This window comes from Rhodoferax sp. MLSD5-FHT05B10 (genome assembly GCF_058793415.1).
Genome location: NZ_JBXAFT010000001.1, coordinates 468,233 through 487,444, shown reverse-complemented (window position 1 = coordinate 487,444; position 19,212 = coordinate 468,233). Strand labels below are relative to the sequence as shown.

General features: G+C 59.8%; 16 protein-coding genes. 11 read left to right on the top strand and 5 right to left on the bottom strand.

Annotated features, from left to right (window positions below; all coding sequences use genetic code 11):
* Positions 1-5 precede the first annotated feature (5 nt).
* Together AC1Q5W_RS02325 and AC1Q5W_RS02320 are read left to right on the top strand one after the other, a co-directional pair.
* Complete coding sequence (locus tag AC1Q5W_RS02325) at positions 6-1,958, top strand: ATP-dependent nuclease (RefSeq protein WP_315225402.1); 1,953 nt, start codon at positions 6-8, stop codon at positions 1,956-1,958.
* A 4-nt stretch (positions 1,959-1,962) separates the two neighbouring features.
* Entirely contained in the window at positions 1,963-3,942 is a 1,980-nt protein-coding gene (locus tag AC1Q5W_RS02320) for a UvrD-helicase domain-containing protein (RefSeq protein ID WP_315225401.1), read from the top strand.
* Between the two features lie 103 nt (positions 3,943-4,045).
* Here the strand turns inward: AC1Q5W_RS02320 and AC1Q5W_RS02315 are convergent, their stop codons facing one another.
* From AC1Q5W_RS02315 to AC1Q5W_RS02295, 5 genes are all read right to left on the bottom strand, one after another.
* Positions 4,046-4,564, bottom strand: a complete 519-nt coding sequence (locus tag AC1Q5W_RS02315) for a hypothetical protein (protein ID WP_492646102.1) — start codon at positions 4,562-4,564, stop codon at positions 4,046-4,048.
* A gap of 3 nt (positions 4,565-4,567) precedes the next feature.
* Positions 4,568-5,071, bottom strand: coding sequence for a GIY-YIG nuclease family protein (locus AC1Q5W_RS02310; protein WP_315229774.1), 504 nt, complete (start codon positions 5,069-5,071; stop codon positions 4,568-4,570).
* A gap of 18 nt (positions 5,072-5,089) precedes the next feature.
* Positions 5,090-6,013 carry a phage exclusion protein Lit family protein gene (locus AC1Q5W_RS02305; protein WP_315229776.1) on the bottom strand — a complete coding sequence of 308 codons (924 nt, stop codon included), beginning with the start codon at positions 6,011-6,013 and terminating at the stop codon, positions 5,090-5,092.
* 71 nt (positions 6,014-6,084) lie between these two features.
* A complete protein-coding gene (locus tag AC1Q5W_RS02300) occupies positions 6,085-7,485 on the bottom strand; it encodes a hypothetical protein (RefSeq protein WP_315229777.1) in 1,401 nt (466 codons plus the stop codon).
* A 48-nt stretch (positions 7,486-7,533) separates the two neighbouring features.
* A complete protein-coding gene (locus AC1Q5W_RS02295) occupies positions 7,534-8,460 on the bottom strand; it encodes a hypothetical protein (protein WP_315229779.1) in 927 nt (308 codons plus the stop codon).
* A gap of 793 nt (positions 8,461-9,253) precedes the next feature.
* Here AC1Q5W_RS02295 and AC1Q5W_RS02290 point away from each other — a divergent pair.
* The 9 genes from AC1Q5W_RS02290 (at position 9,254) to AC1Q5W_RS02250 (ending at position 19,209) form a co-directional block, all read left to right on the top strand.
* Positions 9,254-9,439 (top strand): hypothetical protein, encoded by a 186-nt coding sequence (locus tag AC1Q5W_RS02290; protein WP_492646101.1) that lies wholly within the window; start codon positions 9,254-9,256, stop codon positions 9,437-9,439.
* Between the two features lie 50 nt (positions 9,440-9,489).
* Positions 9,490-10,029, top strand: a complete 540-nt coding sequence (locus AC1Q5W_RS02285; RefSeq protein ID WP_492646100.1) for a cytochrome C oxidase subunit II — start codon at positions 9,490-9,492, stop codon at positions 10,027-10,029.
* A 10-nt stretch (positions 10,030-10,039) separates the two neighbouring features.
* Positions 10,040-11,737, top strand: a complete 1,698-nt coding sequence (locus tag AC1Q5W_RS02280) for a cbb3-type cytochrome c oxidase subunit I (protein WP_492646099.1) — start codon at positions 10,040-10,042, stop codon at positions 11,735-11,737.
* A gap of 84 nt (positions 11,738-11,821) precedes the next feature.
* Positions 11,822-12,718, top strand: a complete 897-nt coding sequence (cyoE, locus tag AC1Q5W_RS02275) for a heme o synthase (RefSeq protein ID WP_492704023.1) — start codon at positions 11,822-11,824, stop codon at positions 12,716-12,718.
* The gene (locus AC1Q5W_RS02270) at positions 12,715-13,698 is read left to right on the top strand and encodes an SCO family protein (protein WP_492646097.1); all 984 of its coding nucleotides are present in this window, start codon (positions 12,715-12,717) and stop codon (positions 13,696-13,698) included. The genes cyoE and AC1Q5W_RS02270 overlap by 4 nt, the downstream gene beginning before the upstream one ends.
* Positions 13,699-13,789: 91 nt before the next feature.
* A complete protein-coding gene (locus AC1Q5W_RS02265; protein ID WP_492646096.1) occupies positions 13,790-15,691 on the top strand; it encodes a cytochrome b N-terminal domain-containing protein in 1,902 nt (633 codons plus the stop codon).
* Positions 15,684-16,217 (top strand): hypothetical protein, encoded by a 534-nt coding sequence (locus AC1Q5W_RS02260; protein ID WP_492646095.1) that lies wholly within the window; start codon positions 15,684-15,686, stop codon positions 16,215-16,217. Before AC1Q5W_RS02265 ends, AC1Q5W_RS02260 begins: the two co-directional genes overlap by 8 nt.
* 9 nt (positions 16,218-16,226) lie before the next feature.
* Complete coding sequence (locus tag AC1Q5W_RS02255; protein ID WP_492646094.1) at positions 16,227-17,798, top strand: cytochrome b N-terminal domain-containing protein; 1,572 nt, start codon at positions 16,227-16,229, stop codon at positions 17,796-17,798.
* Positions 17,791-19,209, top strand: a complete 1,419-nt coding sequence (locus tag AC1Q5W_RS02250; RefSeq protein WP_492646093.1) for a cbb3-type cytochrome c oxidase subunit I — start codon at positions 17,791-17,793, stop codon at positions 19,207-19,209. The genes AC1Q5W_RS02255 and AC1Q5W_RS02250 overlap by 8 nt, the downstream gene beginning before the upstream one ends.
* Positions 19,210-19,212: the final 3 nt, after the last annotated feature.

The following is a 19,212-nucleotide window of genomic DNA, read 5'->3' as shown; positions in this document are numbered from 1 at the left end:
CGACGATGTACATTTCCGAAATCTACGCGAACGGCTTCCGATGTTTCAGTCCGAACGCTCCATTGCAGCTGAAACTGTCGCCCGGTTTGAATATGCTCGTCGGACCGAATGATGCAGGTAAGAGCGCAATTGTTGACGCTGCCCGTTATGTCCTCTGGACGCGCGGCGACGATTACATCCGCCCCGACGAACACGACTTTCATGTCGGGGAGGAGGGCGTGAGAGGATGCGACTTCATCGTTCGCTGCACCTTCGATAATCTCAGTGCTGATGAAGAGGCTCGCTTTCTCGAATGGTGCTCCAACGAGAAAGGTAAGTTGCGGCTGCATGTGTGTATGCGTGGCACTCGGCGGATTTCTCCTGGCGGCGGCGCCGTGATCACGAGTCAGCACCGTGCTGGTGCTCAGGGCGAGGGCTTGCCGTTAGAGGGCGAGTTGCGCGAGTATCTCAAGGCCACTTACCTCAAACCTCTACGCGACGCGGAGAGAGAGATGCATGCAGGGCGGCGCTCGCGCTTGTCGCGCATCCTCGGTGCGATGCCGATGATGGGGTCTCAAGGCAAGCCAGCGGCGTTAGGAGCCAGTTCCACGCTTCATGACACGCTGACAGCAGCGGATGCTGACATTCGAAACAACAAGGCTGTCGGTGGTGTTGCTGACAGCGTCAACACCGACTTCCTCGACAAACTTTCGTTCGAGAATGATCGCCTCGTCGCGACGCTGGACCTCGGCGCCGGGGGGTCTTTCGATCAGATTCTCGAACGATTTGAACTCTATTTGAATGCCAGGGTAGGCACCGAGCGCATCCAACGCGGATTGGGCTACAACAACCTGCTATTCATGGCCGCCGAATTGTTGCTTCTGCAGTCTCATCCTGATCAGGTGCCGTTCCTGCTGATTGAGGAGCCGGAAGCGCATCTGCATCCACAGCATCAAACGCTCTTCATGGAAGTGCTCGCGGCCCGCGCTGCCAAGCCAATTCACGAGAAGGGTGAGGTTCATCAACAAGTCCAGGTCTTGCTTACCACCCATAGCTCGCAGCTCGCAGCCGGCGCTGAGCTTGAGACCATGACCATGGTTGTGGGTCACCGTGCTTTTCCGCTGGGTATGGCACACACGCGACTTGAAGCCGACGATTACGAGTTCCTCCGCCGGTTCCTAGACGCGACCAAGGCCAACCTCTTCTTTGCCCGCGCGCTGATCGTCGTCGAAGGGGCCGGCGAGCAACTATTGCTGCCCGCGATTGCCGAGAAGCTCGGCCGCCCGCTCAGTCGCCATGGTGTATCGATCGTCAATGTCGGCCACCGCGGCTTGTTCCGGTACAGCCGAATCCTGCAGCGCAAGGCTGGGAACGCAATCGCGGTGCCTGTGGCGTTGATCCCCGACAGGGACATCCCGCCCCCTGAAGCGAAGGGCCTGGTCGGCGACCGTAAGACCGAGAACGAGTTAACCCAGGATGAGATCGCCGCGAGGCTTAAGACGCTGCGACGCGATGTCGGAGACCCTGTGGATGCGTTCATCGCTGATAGCTGGACGCTCGAATTCGATCTTGCTCTCAGGTCTGAGCTTGCCGAGAGCGTCCACCAAGCGGTCCAACTCGCCAAGACCAGCAGTCGCAAGCCTGAATGGCTCGCTAAGGTTGTGAAAAAGGCGAGCAAAACCTACGCGGAATGGAAAGAGGCCGGGCTCTCTGCGACTGAGATCGCAGTCAAGATCTACCAGCCGGTACATGACAAGGAAGCCTCCAAGGCGGAGGTCGCTGAGCAACTCGCCGCCCTAATACTCAAGCGCGCCGACACGCCGGAGCAGATGCGTGATCGGCTGCCGCCTTATCTGGTGCGCGCGATCGACTACGTGACGGGCGGCTATGTGCCAGGTGAGCCGGCCATCGCACCAGAGCCGGATGCCGCAGAGATTGGGGTGGCCGAGGTAGATGGCGTGGCAGCAGCCGAGGCATAGCGCCATGTTCGAAATTATGCAGCTCACCCCCGAACTGCTTGCCGAACTTGGCAGAGAGTTAGGCGGTTGCGATTTCACCGATCCTAGCCAAGCCGATTTCTTGGCAAAGGTAGGCCCGTGCGATGTTCAGGCGGCGCCTGGCAATGGCAAGACTACGCTGCTGGCAGCGAAGCTCGCCCTGCTCTCGCGCAACTGGTCTACCCGCAGAAGAGGTGTCAGCGTCATCTCGCACACTAATGCCGCTCGGACGGAGGTAGAAGATTTGATCGCAGGCCACCCGACGGCGGCGCGGCTCACGGCCTACCCTCATTTCACGGGCACGGTTACTGCGTTCATCAACCAGTACCTCGCCTTGCCCTATCTCCAAGGTTTGGGTTGGAGCGTGCGCCAGATCGACGACGATGCTTTCGCGGCCGAGGCGTTGCGGCGCTATCAGGGTTGGCGCGTCCTAGACAACCTCGCGAAGAACCAGAAGCTCAAGCTGAAGCGCAGGCTGGAGGAGTGGATTGCGTTGCTCGATCTGGACCCCGCCTTCATGGACACTAGTGCGGAGCCCCGCGCGCTGGCTGTGCGCTGCCGCAAAGGGCAATGGGGCGCTCACACCGATTGTGGGAAGGCACTCGAGTCTCTCAAGGCCTCTATGGTGAAGAGCGGACTCTATCGCTATGCGGACATGACCGCGCTCGCGTGGCGCGCACTCCTTGAAAGCCCGGCTCTCGCTGAGCGGCTTCGCGACCGCTTCCCGCTCGTCATTCTCGATGAGGCTCAGGACACGAATGGGGACCAGCTCCGGTTGCTGGAGCATGTGTTTAAGCATGATTGCGCAGCGTTCCAGCGCCTCGGGGATAGCAATCAAACGCTTTATGAGGATGGTGGAGCAGAGCCCGCCTACTGGACGCCGGGGCCGGGTTGCATCCCCCTTGATACCAGCCGGCGTTTCGGCGGGGAGATTGCAGCATTCGCAAGCCGGCTGACCGCGCGCCAGACGCAGACCATTGTGGGGCTGGGTGCAAAACCAGCATCGCGTGTGATGTTCCTGTTCGATGAAACCACGATCAGTAAAGTGCTTGGAGCGTTTGCCGAGGAAGCGCACGCATTCTGGGGCAACGACTGCGGTAGCCGAGACGTCTGGGCGGTCGCCTCGCGTCACAATCTGGTCGGTAAGAAGGGCGTGTGGCAGCCGAAGAGCCTTGTTGACTACCATCCCGGATACCGTAGCGAGAGCGGAGTCCGCGGGAAGGCCCATCTTCTTTGCCGACATTTTCAGAGGGCTGCGGTGCATCACGCGGCAGCCCGACCTCCGGCAGAAGTCGGCGCGATACTAGCTGTCGGGGTTTCTGAGTTGGCGCGCGCGCATGGTTGGAGAGCAGCCAGTGATCGTCCGATTACTGCGCACAATGTATGGGTAACACTGTCGCATCGCGACGTTGCGTTACCGCGCGTCTTACGGCGGCTTTTGCGGGACCACGTGCTTAACGGCGATGCCGTTTGGAATGAGGCGGCATGGCTAGTTTTCATGGAAGAACTGCTGCCGCTTTTTAGTCCGCATCCTCAGGATGCGGAAGGCGAAATCGGCGATATGTGCGCCTTCGTGGCCGAGCTAAAGGCCGATATTGCGGACCCCCGACACCGCTCTACTAAACACGTGCAATTCGACGACCTCACGCTGCGGCTGGGATCCATCCACTCGGTTAAGGGCAAGAGCGTCGATGGCATACTCGTTGTCGAGAGCGAGGTGTGGAAGGGTGGTCGGGCAGACGAACAGTGCATCGACCTGAGTACGGTTCTTCCCCGTGCTTTCGGTGTTACTGACGAGGCCTTTACGGGAGTTCGACTTGCGGCTGCTACTAACATTTTTGTAGGCGTGACCAGAGCCCGGGAGCTGCTTGGGCTAGCGTTGCGGAAATCTGAAGCCGCGAAGCTTATTGCGCCTGCGAGGGAGCAGGGTTGGAAAGTCGTTGACTTAGTTGATCGCGTTGGATAATTGGTCTCTCGGAATCGGTCAGTTTACCCGTCGTCGAACACGCACAGAATCCTAAAAACCGCTCTACAAGATCAGCCGCTATGCAGCCGTGACTCGCCCAACGTTAGCCGAGCTGACCATGGCGTTCGAGCATCCGCATCAAGACACAGTTCGCATGCGTGAAGTTCTCTAGCTGGTCGCGAAGTCCGTAGGCCCATTTCTCACCGTGGAAGAGGTTATTGCGCAGTCGCCAGACGATCATCAAAAGGGCCATCATCTGGTCGCGGGGGTCGTCGTTCGTGCCCTCGATAACTGCCTGCACGAGGTCGGGATGGTCCGAGGGGCGAAGGTTGAGATGAGGGAAGTGATCGGTAAATTCGCCGTCGGCGAAGTAACGATTTCGAAAGTAGTCAAGCTCTGCGTCGTAGAGACCAGCTTCAAGCGTACCGTTCGCCACCCATACATCGACTCGTTCCCGAATGCGGTCGGCGCGGGCGAAATTGACCATGATCTGTGCCTCGAAAAGACTCCAGAGAAAGGCGAAGTCAAATATGGCGCGGCGATCAGGATCAGGAAGATCCAGAAAGCCGGGCGCGCGCGCCTCAAGCCATTGCTCGCTTGCACTCTGTTCTTTTTTATTCATGGCTCAGTTGTCCAGTTCTTCGCTGCGTGGATCGACTTCCGAGAAGTCGCTTAAGGTGTCACAGTTGAGGCAGTGATACATTTGAGATGCCTCCTGAAAGTGCATGCCGCATAGGCAGCCGCAGAAGGGACAGCATTCATTGATCTCAAGGTCGCCCCATTCCCATACGCCGAGATACTCGGGCACTGCATCACGGTCATAGCCGACGATCTGGAAGGCGTCTGCGTTTTTTGCGACGAAGCCATCGCTGCCAGCGCGCATGAGAATGGGCAGGATGTCTGCCGGCTCGATGGCGAACCACTCCCCCCGTACTTGGGTCGCTTCAAAGTGCTGGTGGAGGTGCCGCTCAAGCTGGAACGAGTCGACCACGTCGATCCAGCCGAGCAGCCGCAACTCTAGAGGATTGCCGGTCTGGAGGTTGCGCTTTCGCACTTCTATATTCTTCGCTACCCCGATCTTGATCGGGGAGCATCGATTCTCATCCTCGCCAATGAAGTAGACCGGCACGATGCTCTCCTTTCGATGTTAGCGGAGCCGGTCGAGCAACACCTCGACGATCTCTTGGTTTGATTTTGCAACGAAGTCGAGGGGACGGTTTTCCTGTCGCATGAGAGCAATCAGTAAGCAGGCCGTGACAAGCCAAAAGGAAGAGCTGGCCGGCAAGCTGTAGCCGCTGATCATCGCCGTCAACCGCTCGGCGATCGGCGGGTATTGCCGGTTGCCCCAATGCGCGTGTGTTGGTGTCATTGCGTGGATGATCACGGCGGCGAATGCTATTCCCATTGCGCGCTTTTTTTGAACCTGATCGTAGTTGTGCCCATGCTCTTTGGCGTAGGCAGCGACGCCGCTCATCATGAAGTCGCGAGCCCAGACATCGCAGGCGATTTCCTCTTCGGGCAGCGTGGAGGGGGCGCTGTTGTCCGCGCAGTACATGACGTGCCGGAATTCGTGCAGTAGCGCGAAGGCAAGGGCGAGACCGACCAGATCGAAGGCGACTTTCTGCTGAGAATCACCCAAACCGTCACGATCGGCCGTTGGCTGGGGAACGTCCGCTGGCCAGGAAATGTCGGCGGCTCGCTCGGTCGTAATGAGCGATTGGGCGCTGGCGATGCGCTGCTTGTAGTCGAATTCGAACTGCCCACGTTCGGCATCGCTGTTGAGAGCCTGGTCGAGTGGCACTCCGGTCAAGCTCGTAAGCACAAGGGCTGGTGAATAGACCTCGATTGCGCGCCATGCACTAAAGCCGAGAAGCCAGAAGAAGTTGATCGTCTTGGCGTCGAACTTTATGCGTGCGGCATCGGCATTCATTGTGATGCCTTTGGTGTTCGGAGCGACTTCAACGGCATGGCCGTAGTGGCGCCAAAGAGTGCTGATCTCGTCGGCGCGCTCAGGCACGGCTCCGCGCAGGAGATGGAGGACGATAGTCCGGTCTGATGGTTCAGTCGTCATGGTCGCCATTTCTCCTATGGGCAGTGGTGATTTGCGAGGCGTGACTGGCGCGCTGGTCACGACTGCTCGATTTAACGTCGTGCACCGGTCGAGTCCCCAGGCTTCTTAGTCGTGCGCACATGGGTGACCGATGCCAGGACCGAGTTCGCCCAGATGGTGTTGCATTCGATATCGCCATCGCGCTCGAACCAGTGAGTGGCGCCCGGAATAAGATCGAAGGAGATGGGGTAGGCGGCCAGGGGGTTGTGGAAAACCTCCAGCTCCTGACACCACGCTTCGCCCCATGGCCAGAGTGCCTCATATTCGGAGCTTCCGACCGACATCTCGAATGGGATCGGCTCCAACGCGCCGGGTGTTCGATCGAAAAGGATGCCGCTCCGGATCATCGTCACGCCGGTCGGCCGCCAGCCGGCGAGGAAACCCATGCGGTTGAACTTCGCGAGCGTCGCCGCATTGCTGAAGATGACCGCCGAGACATGAGCAAAGTCTTGGTCACGAAAAAGCCCCGCCGGGATGGCATGCTTGCCCGTCAGATTTGTGATCGGCGTTCCGATCGCGCGGCGCTGCCCGCCATCTCCCTCGACATCGGCGCGCATTCCGTAGAGGTAAGTGGGCAGCGCTTCCCGGCTCCAGACCATCGAGCCGGACTCGTGGAAGTCAGCGATCGCAAGGGCGAACGATCGCCCCTTCACATGGTTGAGTTCCTGATAGTTGCGTTGGAGCTTGCCCCGTAGCGTCTTGGCGAAGCGCTCGGCGGGACTGCCCGTCAGTCGCTCGATACGGTCCTCGGGCGCATGTACCCAATCGCCAATTCCGCCGGCGTGCGGGGTCTCGGAGTTCGCAGTCACCGCCTCGATCCAGCACTCGTTCCCGTCCTTTTCGATCCAAAAGTCTGGCGAGACATGGTCTTGCCGGACGATGAGGCCTTGCTCGCGAAAACAGGCGAGAAGGTAAAGCTCGAAAAGTCTTGCGGAAAAATTGCCGGTCTGAAGATCCGTCACGAAATTTGCGTCAGGGTTTGGAAGCGCGAGATGGCATTCGCCGATCGCCATGAGTGCCGGCAGGTGGCTGATCGTGCTCGTCAGTAGTTCAAACTCCGGGCATGTCCCACGCGGCCCAACTTTCAGCAGGAGTGGCCGGCGCCGACTGCCCGCAGGCAATGGTTCGGGCGGATCACCGCCTCGCATACTGATGCTGAGGTGGTTGAGCGCAGCCTCGGGTGTGGAATAGGGGCCACTTTCATCGACTTTGACCCAGCGGTGATCGACGCGCCGGCGGAGAGCCAAGCTGGTGAAGGTTCTTTGCTCGGGATCAAGAAGAATGCAGCCGCTCGCGCTTCCGCGCCCTGTCCGATAGCTCCCGAAAATATGCGCAGGATCGAAGTTGGGCCCGCGTTCGAGCGACAGCGCATATAGCTCGAACTGCCGTTGGGTGATCGGGGCGATTAATCGCTCTTCATCGCCGACAGCCATGGTCAGCTCTCCTGGTCAGAGCACAGGCGGGCGATTGCGACCGCACCGTCATGACGGCGCCGTCACGGCCGCCTGGGCGAGGATGTCGTTGGCTTCCCATTCGTCGCCGCGCCGGGTCGTCACGAACTCGCGATCCCAAACACCCCAGTTCAGCGGCAGCGGAGTTTGTGCCAAGGGATTGTGGACATAGGTGATAGGCCGGACCTGGCGCGACAAGTTGCCGATGCCGATCCGCGACCAGATCACTCCTGAGATGTCTGCGAAACGCTCGTCTAGAAATGCCGTGCGCGGGATCGGATTGCGCTCACGCTGGATGAATGGCGCGGCGTGGAAGCCCTCTTCGAGGACGTCGCCAGTCATTCGATTGATGGTGACATATGCGTCCCCGATAGGAAACAGTGTCGTCATGACGAGCGGTAGTGGTTGCTCGGCGACGAAGACGCCGAAGCGGCTGGCGCTGATCGCGATGATGCGAGGGTCCTCCGGCGCGATCACGCCTTGTTCGATGTAGCGGCCGATCTTTTGCGCCTTGGTCCAGAACGCGCCGGAGGTTCGAAGTTGCGCCTGCCGGATCGGTGCTGCGACAAGACCCCCGCCTTCGTTGATTGGAATCGGCCGCACGATCTGGTCGGGGCCTGGAGCGCCTTCGTCCGGGGTGATGGCCTCGATCCAGATACGACGGCCGTCTTCGAGGACGCACAGATCGGGTTGCCCGCCGTCGCGTTGGCGCTCGGCCACGGGAAGTAAGGTGCGTCCCGCTTCGAGCAGGCTGCAGCCCAGGTACATTTCCCAGAAGCGGCCGTCGACGTCGCGCGCAAAGCCATGCCGAAAATCTGAATCGGCATATGGCTCGTAGCGCGACCACATCTCTTGCAGCATTGCGCGAAGCTGCTGCTCGATCGGAAGCTCGGCGGACTTCAGGTTCTCGAACCCGCCATCGAGATTGGCACCATCAACGTCGAAAAGGTCGCTCATCGTCTAATCTTTCCATATGCGTAACGTCCGCGTACCGTGGGCATATTACTGGTTGCAGGCGTCTCTCAATGGCAACGCGGCCGACGTGCACTGACCCAATTGGGGAACCTGGATCGGACTTCGAAGATTTGGAGCGGGCTCTGAGCTTCCGGCCACCTAGGTCGCCGAGGTGGCTATGCCGGAGCTCGGCGAACTGGCCTGAGCAGGCCTAGCTAGGGCTTGGTGGAGGGCATCAGTTGCGCCCGTGGTGGACGCCGGGGTGGGTGCGCCGATTGAGCAGCGGCGAACTGACAAGGTTCCGCGACGTCCTGTATCCTTGAGCACGATTGAGGATGATGTCGAAAACGTCGCTCCCTAACGAATCGCTCCATCTCCCGCGCCGGCAAAAGATCAGCGCTTCTGACGGTAAAAACGACGGTAAAGACCCATGTCGATCACAGCCAAGTCCTTTAACCACGCGGGTTTGGGTGGCCTGTTGATGATGGAGTGGGAGTAAGACCCCACGGCGATGTGAGGCGTCTCTGACGCATCGGTAAACATGAACCCAGGCAAGACCTGGGTTTTTTTATGCGCATTCGGTGCCGTTAGGAATAACCCTGTAGTAACCGGGAATCAAAGGGTATACAAGTCGGGTTGCGATTGGGGGTGGCGTGCGTGGATGGACGTCTTTGACCTGTGTTTAAACATGTAAATTGTTTAACACATATCAAACAAACATACATTGCATCTGCCTAAAATCGCGGCATTCGCCGGATACCGTTTCGTCGATGGAACTCTACTCAAGGATAACGCCATGTCGCAAACCGATCACTCCCATGCTTCGCAGCACGCAACTGACAATCCCAATGAGCCCGTGCCGCTGATGCAGCAATTGCTCGACAACCCCTTCCTGTTGCTGTTCCTCGGCGTTCTGATTCCCATGGTCGTTTACTCCCTGTGGGGCGTAATCGATATCTTGACTGTGCCGCTCGCCAAGTAATTCACGGTCCATTCTTCGTAAACACCTAACAAAAACCTAGGAGAAAGCATATGAGCGCAATATTGCCGCCGGCAGAACGGCTGTGGTGGAAGCACCCACTGGATCGCGTGGAGGGAACCTGGATCGTTATTGCCCTGGTCTGGTGCCTGAGCATGTTCGCCATGATGGTGGGCTGGCACATATACGGCAAGCAGAACCTGTCGACCGAAACCTACCGCACTACGCCGGAGCAGTTCTCTGTCAAGGCGCAGGCCATGGTGGACAAATACACGGTTCGCACTGAAACAGAAGGCAACATTCCCGTGGTGGCTCCGCCCCCGGGCAGTGATGTGTACCTCACAGCCCGCCTGTGGAACTTCTGGCCCATCATTGAGCTGGAAAAAGACAAGACCTACCGCTTGCATCTCACGTCGATGGATTACAACCACGGCTTTTCGCTGCAACCCGCCAATATCAACATTCAGATCGTGCCAGGGTATGAGCACGTGGTGAAGGTTACGCCGAACAAGGCTGGTACTTATTCGGTCGTTTGTAACGAATTTTGTGGAATCAACCATCACACGATGGTGAGTCGCATTTACGTGAAATAAGGTGACGCAGATGACAACGACCACTTACCGTACCTGCCCGCGTTCCGGGCTTCAATTTGAATCGCAGGCCGAGAAGCTGATGATTGCGAACGCCGTCACGGCGGTCGTGGCGCTGCTGGTTGGCGGCATTCTCGCCATTGGCGTGGTGTTGACACGCTGGCCCACCGTGCACTGGCTGGCTGCAGACACCTTCTACATGGTGCTGACCGCACACGGCATTGACATGCTGATTTACTGGATCATCTTTTTCGAGATGGCCGTGCTCTATTTCTGCTCATCTACCTTGCTGCGGTGTCGCATTGCGACGCCAAAGGTCGCTTGGGCAGCTTTTGCGCTGATGCTGGTCGGTGCCATCACGAACAATGTGGCGGTCTTCCAGGGTAGCTCCAGCGTCATGATGACGTCCTATGTGCCCATGATGGCTGCGCCGTCGTTTTATCTGGGCCTGATCCTGTTCGCAGTGGGCGCCCTGATTGGCTGCTTTGTGTTCTTCGGCACATTGGTGATCGCCAAGCGCGACAAGACTTACCAAGGCTCCGTACCGTTGGTGACCTTTGGTGCCATCGTTGCAGCCATCATTGCCGTGTTCACCATCACATCGGGTGCCATCATTCTGATTCCAACGTTCCTGTTGTCCATCGGCTTGATCAGCGCAGTTGACCCCCTGATTTACCGCACCATCTGGTGGGCCTTCGGTCACTCGTCCCAGCAGATCAACGTGGCTGCGCACATCTCCATCTGGTATGCCGTGGCGGCGATTGCCTTCGGTGCCAAGCCCATGTCGGAGCGTGTGAGTCGTGGCGCTTTCCTGCTGTACATCCTGTTCCTGCAACTGGCCAGCGCGCACCACTTGCTGGCCGACCCCGGCGTCAGCACCGCCTGGAAAGTGGTCAACACCAGCTACTTCATGTATTTCGCCGTGCTGGCGTCCATGATCCACGGTTTGACCATTCCGGGCGCCATTGAAGTGGCTCAACGTGCCAAGGGTTTCAACAACGGTCTTTTCGAGTGGTTGCGCAAGGCGCCCTGGGGTAACCCGGTGTTCTCGGGGGTGTTCATTTCCCTGATCGGCTTCGGTTTCCTCGGCGGCATCTCCGGCGTGATGATGGGTACCGAGCAGCTCAACATGATCATTCACAACACGATTTACGTGCCGGGCCACTTCCACGCCACTGTGGTCGTGGGTACCACCCTGTCCTTCATGGCATTGACGTATTTCCTGATTCCCGTGCTGTTCCGCCGGGAGATGATCAACCCCGGCCTGGCGAAGGTGCAGCCGTACCTGTTCGGCCTGTCGATGTACTTCTTCTGTCTGGTCATGATGGGCGCCGGTACGCTGGGCGTTTCCCGCCGTCACTGGGACATGGCCTTCAATGGCTCCCCCATGGCTTACGAATGGCCGGGTGCTGCCTACCTGCTGATGGGTCTGGTCGGTATCGCCGGTATCTCTGCCATCGTTGGTGGTGCCATCTACATCTACATCACGGTGGGTTCACTGCTGTGGGGCAAGAAGCTGAGCGCGGGTAACACCAGTGCCAATTTCACACCCATTCCGCCCACTGCACCGACCGCCGTTGCGCAGTCGTACGGTTCTGCCGGCTTTGCGGCACCGGGCACCTTTGTCCTGGCCATGGTGTTCCTGGTGTCGTTCGTTCTGTACTACTTCATCAACTGGAAATACCTGTCCCAGGTATGGGGATTGAGCTAATCCGGTAAAACGTACGCGGGCCTCGGCCCGCGTACTGCCTTACTGCCTCTCGCACCGCAAGGAAAAACTAGGACGAAGAACGAGATGCTGAATACCAAGCCATCCGGCACAACAGCCTCCATGCGCATGACCCGCAATGTTCTGGGTTTATTCAAGCTTCGCATTGGCTTCATGATCATGATCACCGCACTGGTCGGCTTGGCGGTTACGCCGGGACCGTCCCTGGGCTGGCCCAAATTGCTGGTGCTGGCGGTGGCAGTGCTTCTGTCTTCGGCCAGTGCCGGGGCGTTCAACCAGTATTACGAGCATGACAGCGACCGCCTGATGGCGCGCACCAAAGGCCGCGCGTTTGCCACCGGGGCCTTGCCCCATACACCAGCGTGGCTGTGGCTCATGGCGGCCATGCTGGCTGCATCCGTCTTGTGCGCCGGCTGGGTGCTCAATCCGGTGTCGGCGGTGTTTGTGTTCTTGGGTGCATTTTTCTACGCCATTGTGTATACCGTCTGGCTCAAACGCCGGAGCTGGCTCAACATTGTGGTGGGGGGACTGGCGGGAAGTTTTGCGGTTCTGGCGGGTGCGGCAGCGGTCGACCCCCAAATAGGCCCGTTGCCGTTCCTGCTGGCTACCGTGCTGTTTTTGTGGACACCACCGCATTTCTGGAGCCTGGCCATTGCCAATGAGGCCGAGTACGCAGCCGCTGGCATCCCCATGTTGCCGGTCGTGGTGGGCGTTCCGCGGGCTGCACGCGTTGTGCTGTGGAGTACCGTGGCACTGGCCCTGACCGCATTGTTGCCCGTTTTCTTTGGCGCCGGTGTCATCTATTTCCTGGGTGCCCTGGCGGGTGGTGGTTACTTTGTCTACAAGGCATCGCAGCTGGCCCGCACCCCGACGCGCAAGACAGCCATGGGGGCATTCTTCGCCTCGCTGGTCCAGCTCAGCCTGCTCCTGGTGACGGCAACCCTCGACAGGCTGGCGTATTGAAACAGGATTCCGGGTTCGGCGCCATGTCTGCTCCGCTTGCCATGTTTGTGCACACCGCCCGGTACGTGGCGGTGCGCTTGATGGCCATCATGGCGCTCATGGCCTACCCGTGCTTCGCCAGTGCTGGCACCGAGCCCTTTCAGGGCACTCCCTCCGTTGGTCTTGATCAAAAGGCGGCACTCAGCCTGAGCCAGGCGGTCGTGGGCAAGACCGTCGGCGACTACACGCTGCTCGATCGCGAAGGGCGGCCGGTGCGCCTCTCCCGTTTCCGCGGCAAGCCTTTGTTGGTCAGTTTTATCTACACCGGGTGTTTTCAGGTCTGCCCGCTGACGACCCGCTCCCTGCAAAAAGCCGTTGAGTCGGGGCGGGACATGTTTGGTACCAACCAGTTCAATGTCATCAGCATTGGATTCAACCAGCCGGCCGACTCGCCGCAATCCCTGAAGGCTTTTGCCAAGCAGCACCGCATTGATGTGCCCAACTGGGAGTTCCTGAGCCCGCACGCATCGATTGTTGAGCCATTGACGCGGGAGTTTGGCTTCAGTTACATGGCGACACCCGCCGGTTTCGATCACATACTGCAGGTGACGCTGCTGGATGCGGAAGGGCGCATTTACCGGCAGATCTATGGTGAGGACCTCTCCGCCAATGCCATTGGCGAACCCCTGAAGCAGCTCATTAGCAACGCCCCGATCCCGCAGCAACTGCGCCTTGACGATCTCATCGATCGCGTGCGCATTCTTTGCACGGTGTATGACCCCAAAACCGGCCAATACCGGGTGGAATACGGCTTGCTGCTTGAGGTGGCCGGTGGCATTACTTTTGCACTGACCATGGCCTGGTTCTTCTTTTCGGAATGGCTGGCCCGTCGTCGGGCACGTCGCGCCCCGCAGTCGTCTCTTTCAGTTCCATCCGGAGGCGAGGGGAGTGCACGAGTCCATCTGGATGTGAAACGCAAGGTCGACGTGCAGACGCTGTAGAGCGTCAGCAGTGCTGCCATCAACGTCCCTATTGAAACGAGTTCCTGTGTTTAATTTCCTACAAACCCTTGTGCAGCGGGCATTCCTCGCAGTGGAGAAACCTCTCAGCGCCATTTTTGGCGACCGTCTGAATCCACTGTATTACCTCGGTGCCATTACCTATTTCCTGCTGTGGGTGGTCATTGGCACGGGCCTGTATCTGTATGCATTCTTCGAGACCGGTGTCGCGGGTGCCTTTGATTCGGTGGAGGCCCTGACGCACGGTCAGTGGTTTGTCGGCGGTATTTTGCGCAGCGTGCACCGTTATGCGTCCGATGGCCTGATGCTCAGCATGGTGCTGCATCTGGTACGGCATGCCACGTTTGACCACCACCGCGGGCTGCGCTGGTTTTCCTGGGTTTCGGGCGTGCTGTTGATGTGGTTGACCTACGCCTCGGGCGTCAATGGCTACATGCTTCCCTGGGACCGGCTGTCGCAATTCGTAGTCACGGCAACCACCGAGTGGTTTGACGTGCTCCCGCTCATTGGCGGGTCAATGACGAGAAATTTCATTTCCAACGCCAACGTCAGCGACCGGCTGTTTTCCCTGCTCGCTTTCATGCACATCGGACTGCCACTGAGTGTGCTGGCCGTGCTGTGGATCCATACCCAGCGCACGCCCAGTGCCAAAACCAATCCGCCGCGACCACTGATGATCGGCATCATGGTGAGCCTGGTTGTTCTGTCCTTGATCAAGCCGGCGCTGAGCCAGGGGCGGGTGGATATGGCCACCTGGCCGGCGACGGTTCATTTCGACTGGTTCTATCTGCCCGCTTACCCTCTGATTCAAGGCTGGGGGCCTACCAAGACCTGGCTGCTTTCCATTGGTGCAACCGTGCTGCTGGTGCTGATGCCCTGGCTGCCACCGCAACGCCGCGGCAAGCAGAAGTCGTGGAGCATGGCGGTTCATCCGGACGAGCGCATCATTTCGGCCCGTAGCGGCGAAACGTTGCTGGACGCGGGCTTGCGCGAAGACCTGCCCATGCCTTTTGAATGCCGCAACGGTGGCTGCGGCGTTTGCAAGGCCACGCTGCTGCACGGAAAAGTGCACCTGCAACCCTATCAGGAGTCGGTGCTGACCGCTGCGGAACGTGCAGCCGGCAAGACCCTGCTGTGCTGCGCGGAGCCCTTGTCGGATGTCGAAATCGAATACGTTCCCCAGCACAACCCCAAAGCGCTGCCGCTGAAACAGTACGTGGCACGCGTGACCCGGCTCGAGCCACTGTCCTATGACGTCATGCGCCTGTGCCTGCAGACCGAGGGCGGGTCTGCGCTGCAGTTTTATGCGGGCCAGTACATCAACATCGTCCTGGGAGACGGTGCCAAGCGCAGTTTCTCCTTTGCTGCCGCTCCGCATACGTCCGAAGAAATCGAGTTGCACGTCCGGTTGGTTCCGGGGGGCCGGTTCACCACCGAGGTGTTCACCCACATGAAGGTTGGCGATACCTTGAGGTTTGAAGGCCCGTTGGGCGCCTTCACATTGCGGGAAGACAGCGAGAAGCCAATTATCTTTGTGGCTGGTTCAACCGGCTTTGCCCCAGTCAAAAGCATGCTGGAACACGCGTTCCACCACGGGTTGAACCGCCGCATGATCCTGTATTGGGGGGTGCGCAGCCGGCGCGATCTCTACCTGGGGTCTCTGGCAGAACAATGGGCTCAAGAGCATGCCAATTTCACCTTCATCCCCGTGCTGTCGGATGCGCGTCCCGAAGACGACTGGAGCGGGAGAACTGGGTTGGTGCATGAGGCCATCCTGGCGGATTTCCCGGACCTTTCCCAGCACCAGGTGTACGCCTGTGGTTCGGTGCAGATGGTCGCGGCAGCACAGCCTGCGTTCGTCAAGCACGGGATTTCCACCGATGACTGTTTCTCGGACGCGTTCCACCTGGCGCCACAGAAACCGCTGGATGGCCAGCACGCCGATATGGTGAAACTTGGAGGTTCGAATGTCTGATAAACCGGTGTCTGCGGGGTTGCCTGCACCCATGCGTTATGCCTTGCAGGCGCTTATCTACGGCCTTTTCGCTGCCTTTCTGGGCTACTTCTCTACCGCGCCGGCTTACCGCCTGCGTGGGGACAATGAAGCCGTTATCAAGCTCTCGTTCAGCCATTCAGCCCAGTTGATGCAGACCTGTCGGGAACGCAGTGAAGCGGAGCTGGCCAAGCTTGCGCCGAATATGCGCACCAAAATGGATTGCCCCCGTGAGCGCGCAACGGTTGCCGTTGAACTCGACATGGACGGCAAGCCGCTGTACCGCATCCAGATTCCTCCAACCGGTTTGCGCAAGGACGGCGCGGCCACCGTGTACCGTCGCCTGGACATTCCGGCCGGGCAACACCAGTTCCGCGCCCGCCTTGCGGACGGGCCGGATGGCGCATTCACCTTTGTGCACGAAGCGGGCGTGGATCTGGCGCCGGGCGAAGTTCTGATTGTCGATTTCTCTGCCAGTGGCAGCGGTTTCATTTTCACGCGCGGATAATGGCCTGGCATGTCCACCCTGATTCGCATTCTGCGTGACGGTGATGAACACCTGAGCGGCACGTTCGACCACGCGTTCGCCCCAGCCCACAATCCCTGGCGCCATCTCGGCGCGCTGTCCTTTCTGTGCCTGGTCATAGCCGTTGTCAGCGGCATCGTGGCCTATGCGCTTTACGACACCAGCGTCAGTGGCGCCTACGAATCCGGCCGACGGCTGCAGTTGGATCCGTGGCTGCTGGGGCGCTTGTTGCGTGGCATGCACCGCTATTCCTCTGACGGCTTCATGCTGCTGACCGTGCTGCACCTGCTGCGTGAAGCCGTGCGGGGGCACTTTCTGGGTTTTCGCTGGTATTCCTGGATCACCGGGGTTCCATTGCTCTGGATACTCTGGGTTGCGGGCATTACCGGGTTTTGGCTGCTGTGGGACGAGCGTGCCCTGTTCAGTGTGACGGCGACCGCCGAGTGGCTCCAGTCCCTGCCGCTGTTCTCTGACCAGCTGGTGCGCAATTTCCTGACCGCCGATGCGCTGAATGATCGGTTTTTTTCCCTGGTTATTTTCATCCACATCGGCTTGCCGCTGCTGTTGCTGGCGGGGGTGTGGATCCATGTGCAACGGGTGTCACATGCCCGTGTCTGGCCGCCCCGCGTCCTGACCATCGGCAGCCTGGTCACGCTCGGGCTGCTTTCGCTGGTCGTGCCCGCCGAGAGCCTGGGGCCTGCCGATACCGGCAACCTTCCCGCGGCATTGTCTCTGGACTGGTTTTACCTGTTCGTCCACCCCCTGGTGGACTACTTGTCTGCCAACGGGGTATGGCTGCTCGCGGCGCTGCTGACGGGGGTACTCCTGGCCATGCCCTTGTTGCCCCTGCGGATGCGGCCTGGCAAGGCGAGGGCGGTTGCCCGCGTGGATCTGGCCAATTGCAACGGTTGCGCGCGTTGCGCTGCCGATTGCCCGTTTGGGGCCGTCATCATGGTTGCGCGCAACGACCAGCGCCACCACCTGCAGCAGGCGGCGGTCATCGCGGACATGTGTGCAGCATGCGGGATCTGTGTGGGTTCCTGTCCATCCTCCACACCCTTTCGCCGCATGGAAGATATCGTGTCGGGCATAGAGCTGCCCGATACCCCGGTGGTGGCACTGCGCAAGCAATTGCAGGATCGGTTGGCCGCCTTGACCGGGTCGCCCAAAATCATGCTGTTTACCTGCAGCCAGGCTACCGACGGACAGGTATTGGGAGATGCCGCAACAGCCGTCTTGCCCCTGGAGTGCGCCGGCATGCTGCCGCCCTCGTTCATCGAATATGCGCTGCGCCTGGGGGCGGATGGGGTTGTAGTTTCCGGTTGCCGCGAAGGGGACTGCGAGTTTCGCCTGGGCGATCGCTGGGTGCAGGACCGGTTTGCCGGAGTCCGTGCGCCATCGCTGCGGGCCTCGGTTGCCCGCGATCACATGGCCGTGGTCTGGGCCGGCAACAGCCCGGAGCGCATTCGCCGCGCTGTGGAGACGCTTCGGGCCAGCCTAAAATCCACGGACCAGCCGTCCGCTGTTTCCCCCGCACTTGTGCACGAAGAACACCATGACTGACACCAATCTGCAGGCTCCCCCGATGCCTTTGGGCCAACCGGGCGCCGCCATAACCCATTTCGACTTTGATCTTGCCGTGCCACAAGACGCGCGCCGGCCACTTGCGGTGGCCTGGTTCGCGCTGGGAATGATGGCACTGCTGGCTTCCGGACTGTTCTCGATCTTGCTGGTGCTCTCGCGCACGCCCCAGTTGCAGACGCTGTTTCCGGTGGCGGACTTCTTTCGCGTGGCATTGGTGGTGCACGTGGATCTTTCGGTGCTGGTGTGGTTTCTGGCCTTTGGCGGCGCCTTGTGGACCCTGAGCGGGACACAGCGGTACCGCCCCATGGCCTGGTTCGCCTTCGCTGTAGCGGCCCTGGGTACAGCGGCCATGTGCATATCTCCCTTTGTGGAACGTGCCACCCCGGTCATGGCCAACTACGTTCCCGTGCTGGACGGCCCGGTATTTCTGACCGGATTGGTGCTGTTTGGCGTCGGTATTGCCACGCTGTGCCTGCGGTCCATGTTGGCGGTAGCTCCCGTGGGCTCCCATATTTCCGGCGCCGGGGCACTGCGTTTCGGGCTGCGTGCGGCCCTGGTGGCCAACGCCGTGGCCGTGTTTGCGTTTGCCTGGTCCTGGGTGTCGGTGCCACGAGAACTGGACTCGCGTATTTACTATGAATTGCTGTTCTGGGGCGGCGGGCATGTGCTGCAATTTGCTTACACCCTGCTGATGCTCGTCAACTGGATCTGGCTGGCCTCCGTGGTGGGGGTGCGTTTTCCGCTGTCTCCCAGGGTAGTGACCCTGTTGTTCGCCATCGCCCTGGTAAGTGTCTTTCTGACGCCCATCACTTACCTGGCCTACGACGTTACTTCGGTTGAGCACCACAGCATGCAAACCCTGCTGATGCGGTTTGGCGGCGGCCTGGTCATTCCACCGATCGCGATGGCGATTTTGTGGGCACTGTGGCCGGCGCGCGCGATAACGGCAGAGCAGCGCCCGCTGCGTGCCAGCCTGATTGCCTCCCTGGTGCTGTTCTCCGCCGGGGGCATCATCGGCTTCTTGATCAGCGGGAGCAATGTCCGCATACCGGCCCACTACCACGGTTGCATCGTGGGCGTGACGCTGGCCATGATGGGGGTCGTGTACCTGCTGCTGCCGCGGTTGGGCTTTTTCGCTCCCCGTTCCAGGGCTGCGGCATGGCAGCCCTATGTGTACGGGGTTGGCCAGCTGATGCACATCATCGGGCTGGTCTGGTCCGGCGGCTACGGTGTGCAGCGCAAGGTGGCTGGGGCCGAGCAGGTGCTGCGTTCGACCCAGGAGACGATGGGCATGGGGTTGATGGGACTTGGCGGCCTGATCGCTATTGTGGGGGGCGTCATGTTTGTGGTCATCGTGCTGCGAGCATTGCGGCGACCTCGCGCACAATAGGGC

Excerpts from the sequence above, each read along its gene's own strand:
- AC1Q5W_RS02300 (WP_315229777.1), bottom strand. The coding sequence starts at position 7,485 with ATGGCTGTCGGCGATGAAGAGCGATTAATCGCCCCGATCACCCAACGG.
- AC1Q5W_RS02325 (WP_315225402.1), top strand. The coding sequence starts at position 6 with ATGTACATTTCCGAAATCTACGCGAACGGCTTCCGATGTTTCAGTCCG.
- AC1Q5W_RS02295 (WP_315229779.1), bottom strand. The coding sequence starts at position 8,460 with ATGAGCGACCTTTTCGACGTTGATGGTGCCAATCTCGATGGCGGGTTC.
- AC1Q5W_RS02260 (WP_492646095.1), top strand. The coding sequence starts at position 15,684 with ATGTCTGATAAACCGGTGTCTGCGGGGTTGCCTGCACCCATGCGTTAT.
- AC1Q5W_RS02285 (WP_492646100.1), top strand. The coding sequence starts at position 9,490 with ATGAGCGCAATATTGCCGCCGGCAGAACGGCTGTGGTGGAAGCACCCA.
- cyoE (WP_492704023.1), top strand. The coding sequence starts at position 11,822 with ATGCTGAATACCAAGCCATCCGGCACAACAGCCTCCATGCGCATGACC.
- AC1Q5W_RS02290 (WP_492646101.1), top strand. The coding sequence starts at position 9,254 with ATGTCGCAAACCGATCACTCCCATGCTTCGCAGCACGCAACTGACAAT.
- AC1Q5W_RS02315 (WP_492646102.1), bottom strand. The coding sequence starts at position 4,564 with ATGAATAAAAAAGAACAGAGTGCAAGCGAGCAATGGCTTGAGGCGCGC.
- AC1Q5W_RS02250 (WP_492646093.1), top strand. The coding sequence starts at position 17,791 with ATGACTGACACCAATCTGCAGGCTCCCCCGATGCCTTTGGGCCAACCG.
- AC1Q5W_RS02305 (WP_315229776.1), bottom strand. The coding sequence starts at position 6,013 with ATGACGACTGAACCATCAGACCGGACTATCGTCCTCCATCTCCTGCGC.
- AC1Q5W_RS02255 (WP_492646094.1), top strand. The coding sequence starts at position 16,227 with ATGTCCACCCTGATTCGCATTCTGCGTGACGGTGATGAACACCTGAGC.
- AC1Q5W_RS02320 (WP_315225401.1), top strand. The coding sequence starts at position 1,963 with ATGTTCGAAATTATGCAGCTCACCCCCGAACTGCTTGCCGAACTTGGC.
- AC1Q5W_RS02280 (WP_492646099.1), top strand. The coding sequence starts at position 10,040 with ATGACAACGACCACTTACCGTACCTGCCCGCGTTCCGGGCTTCAATTT.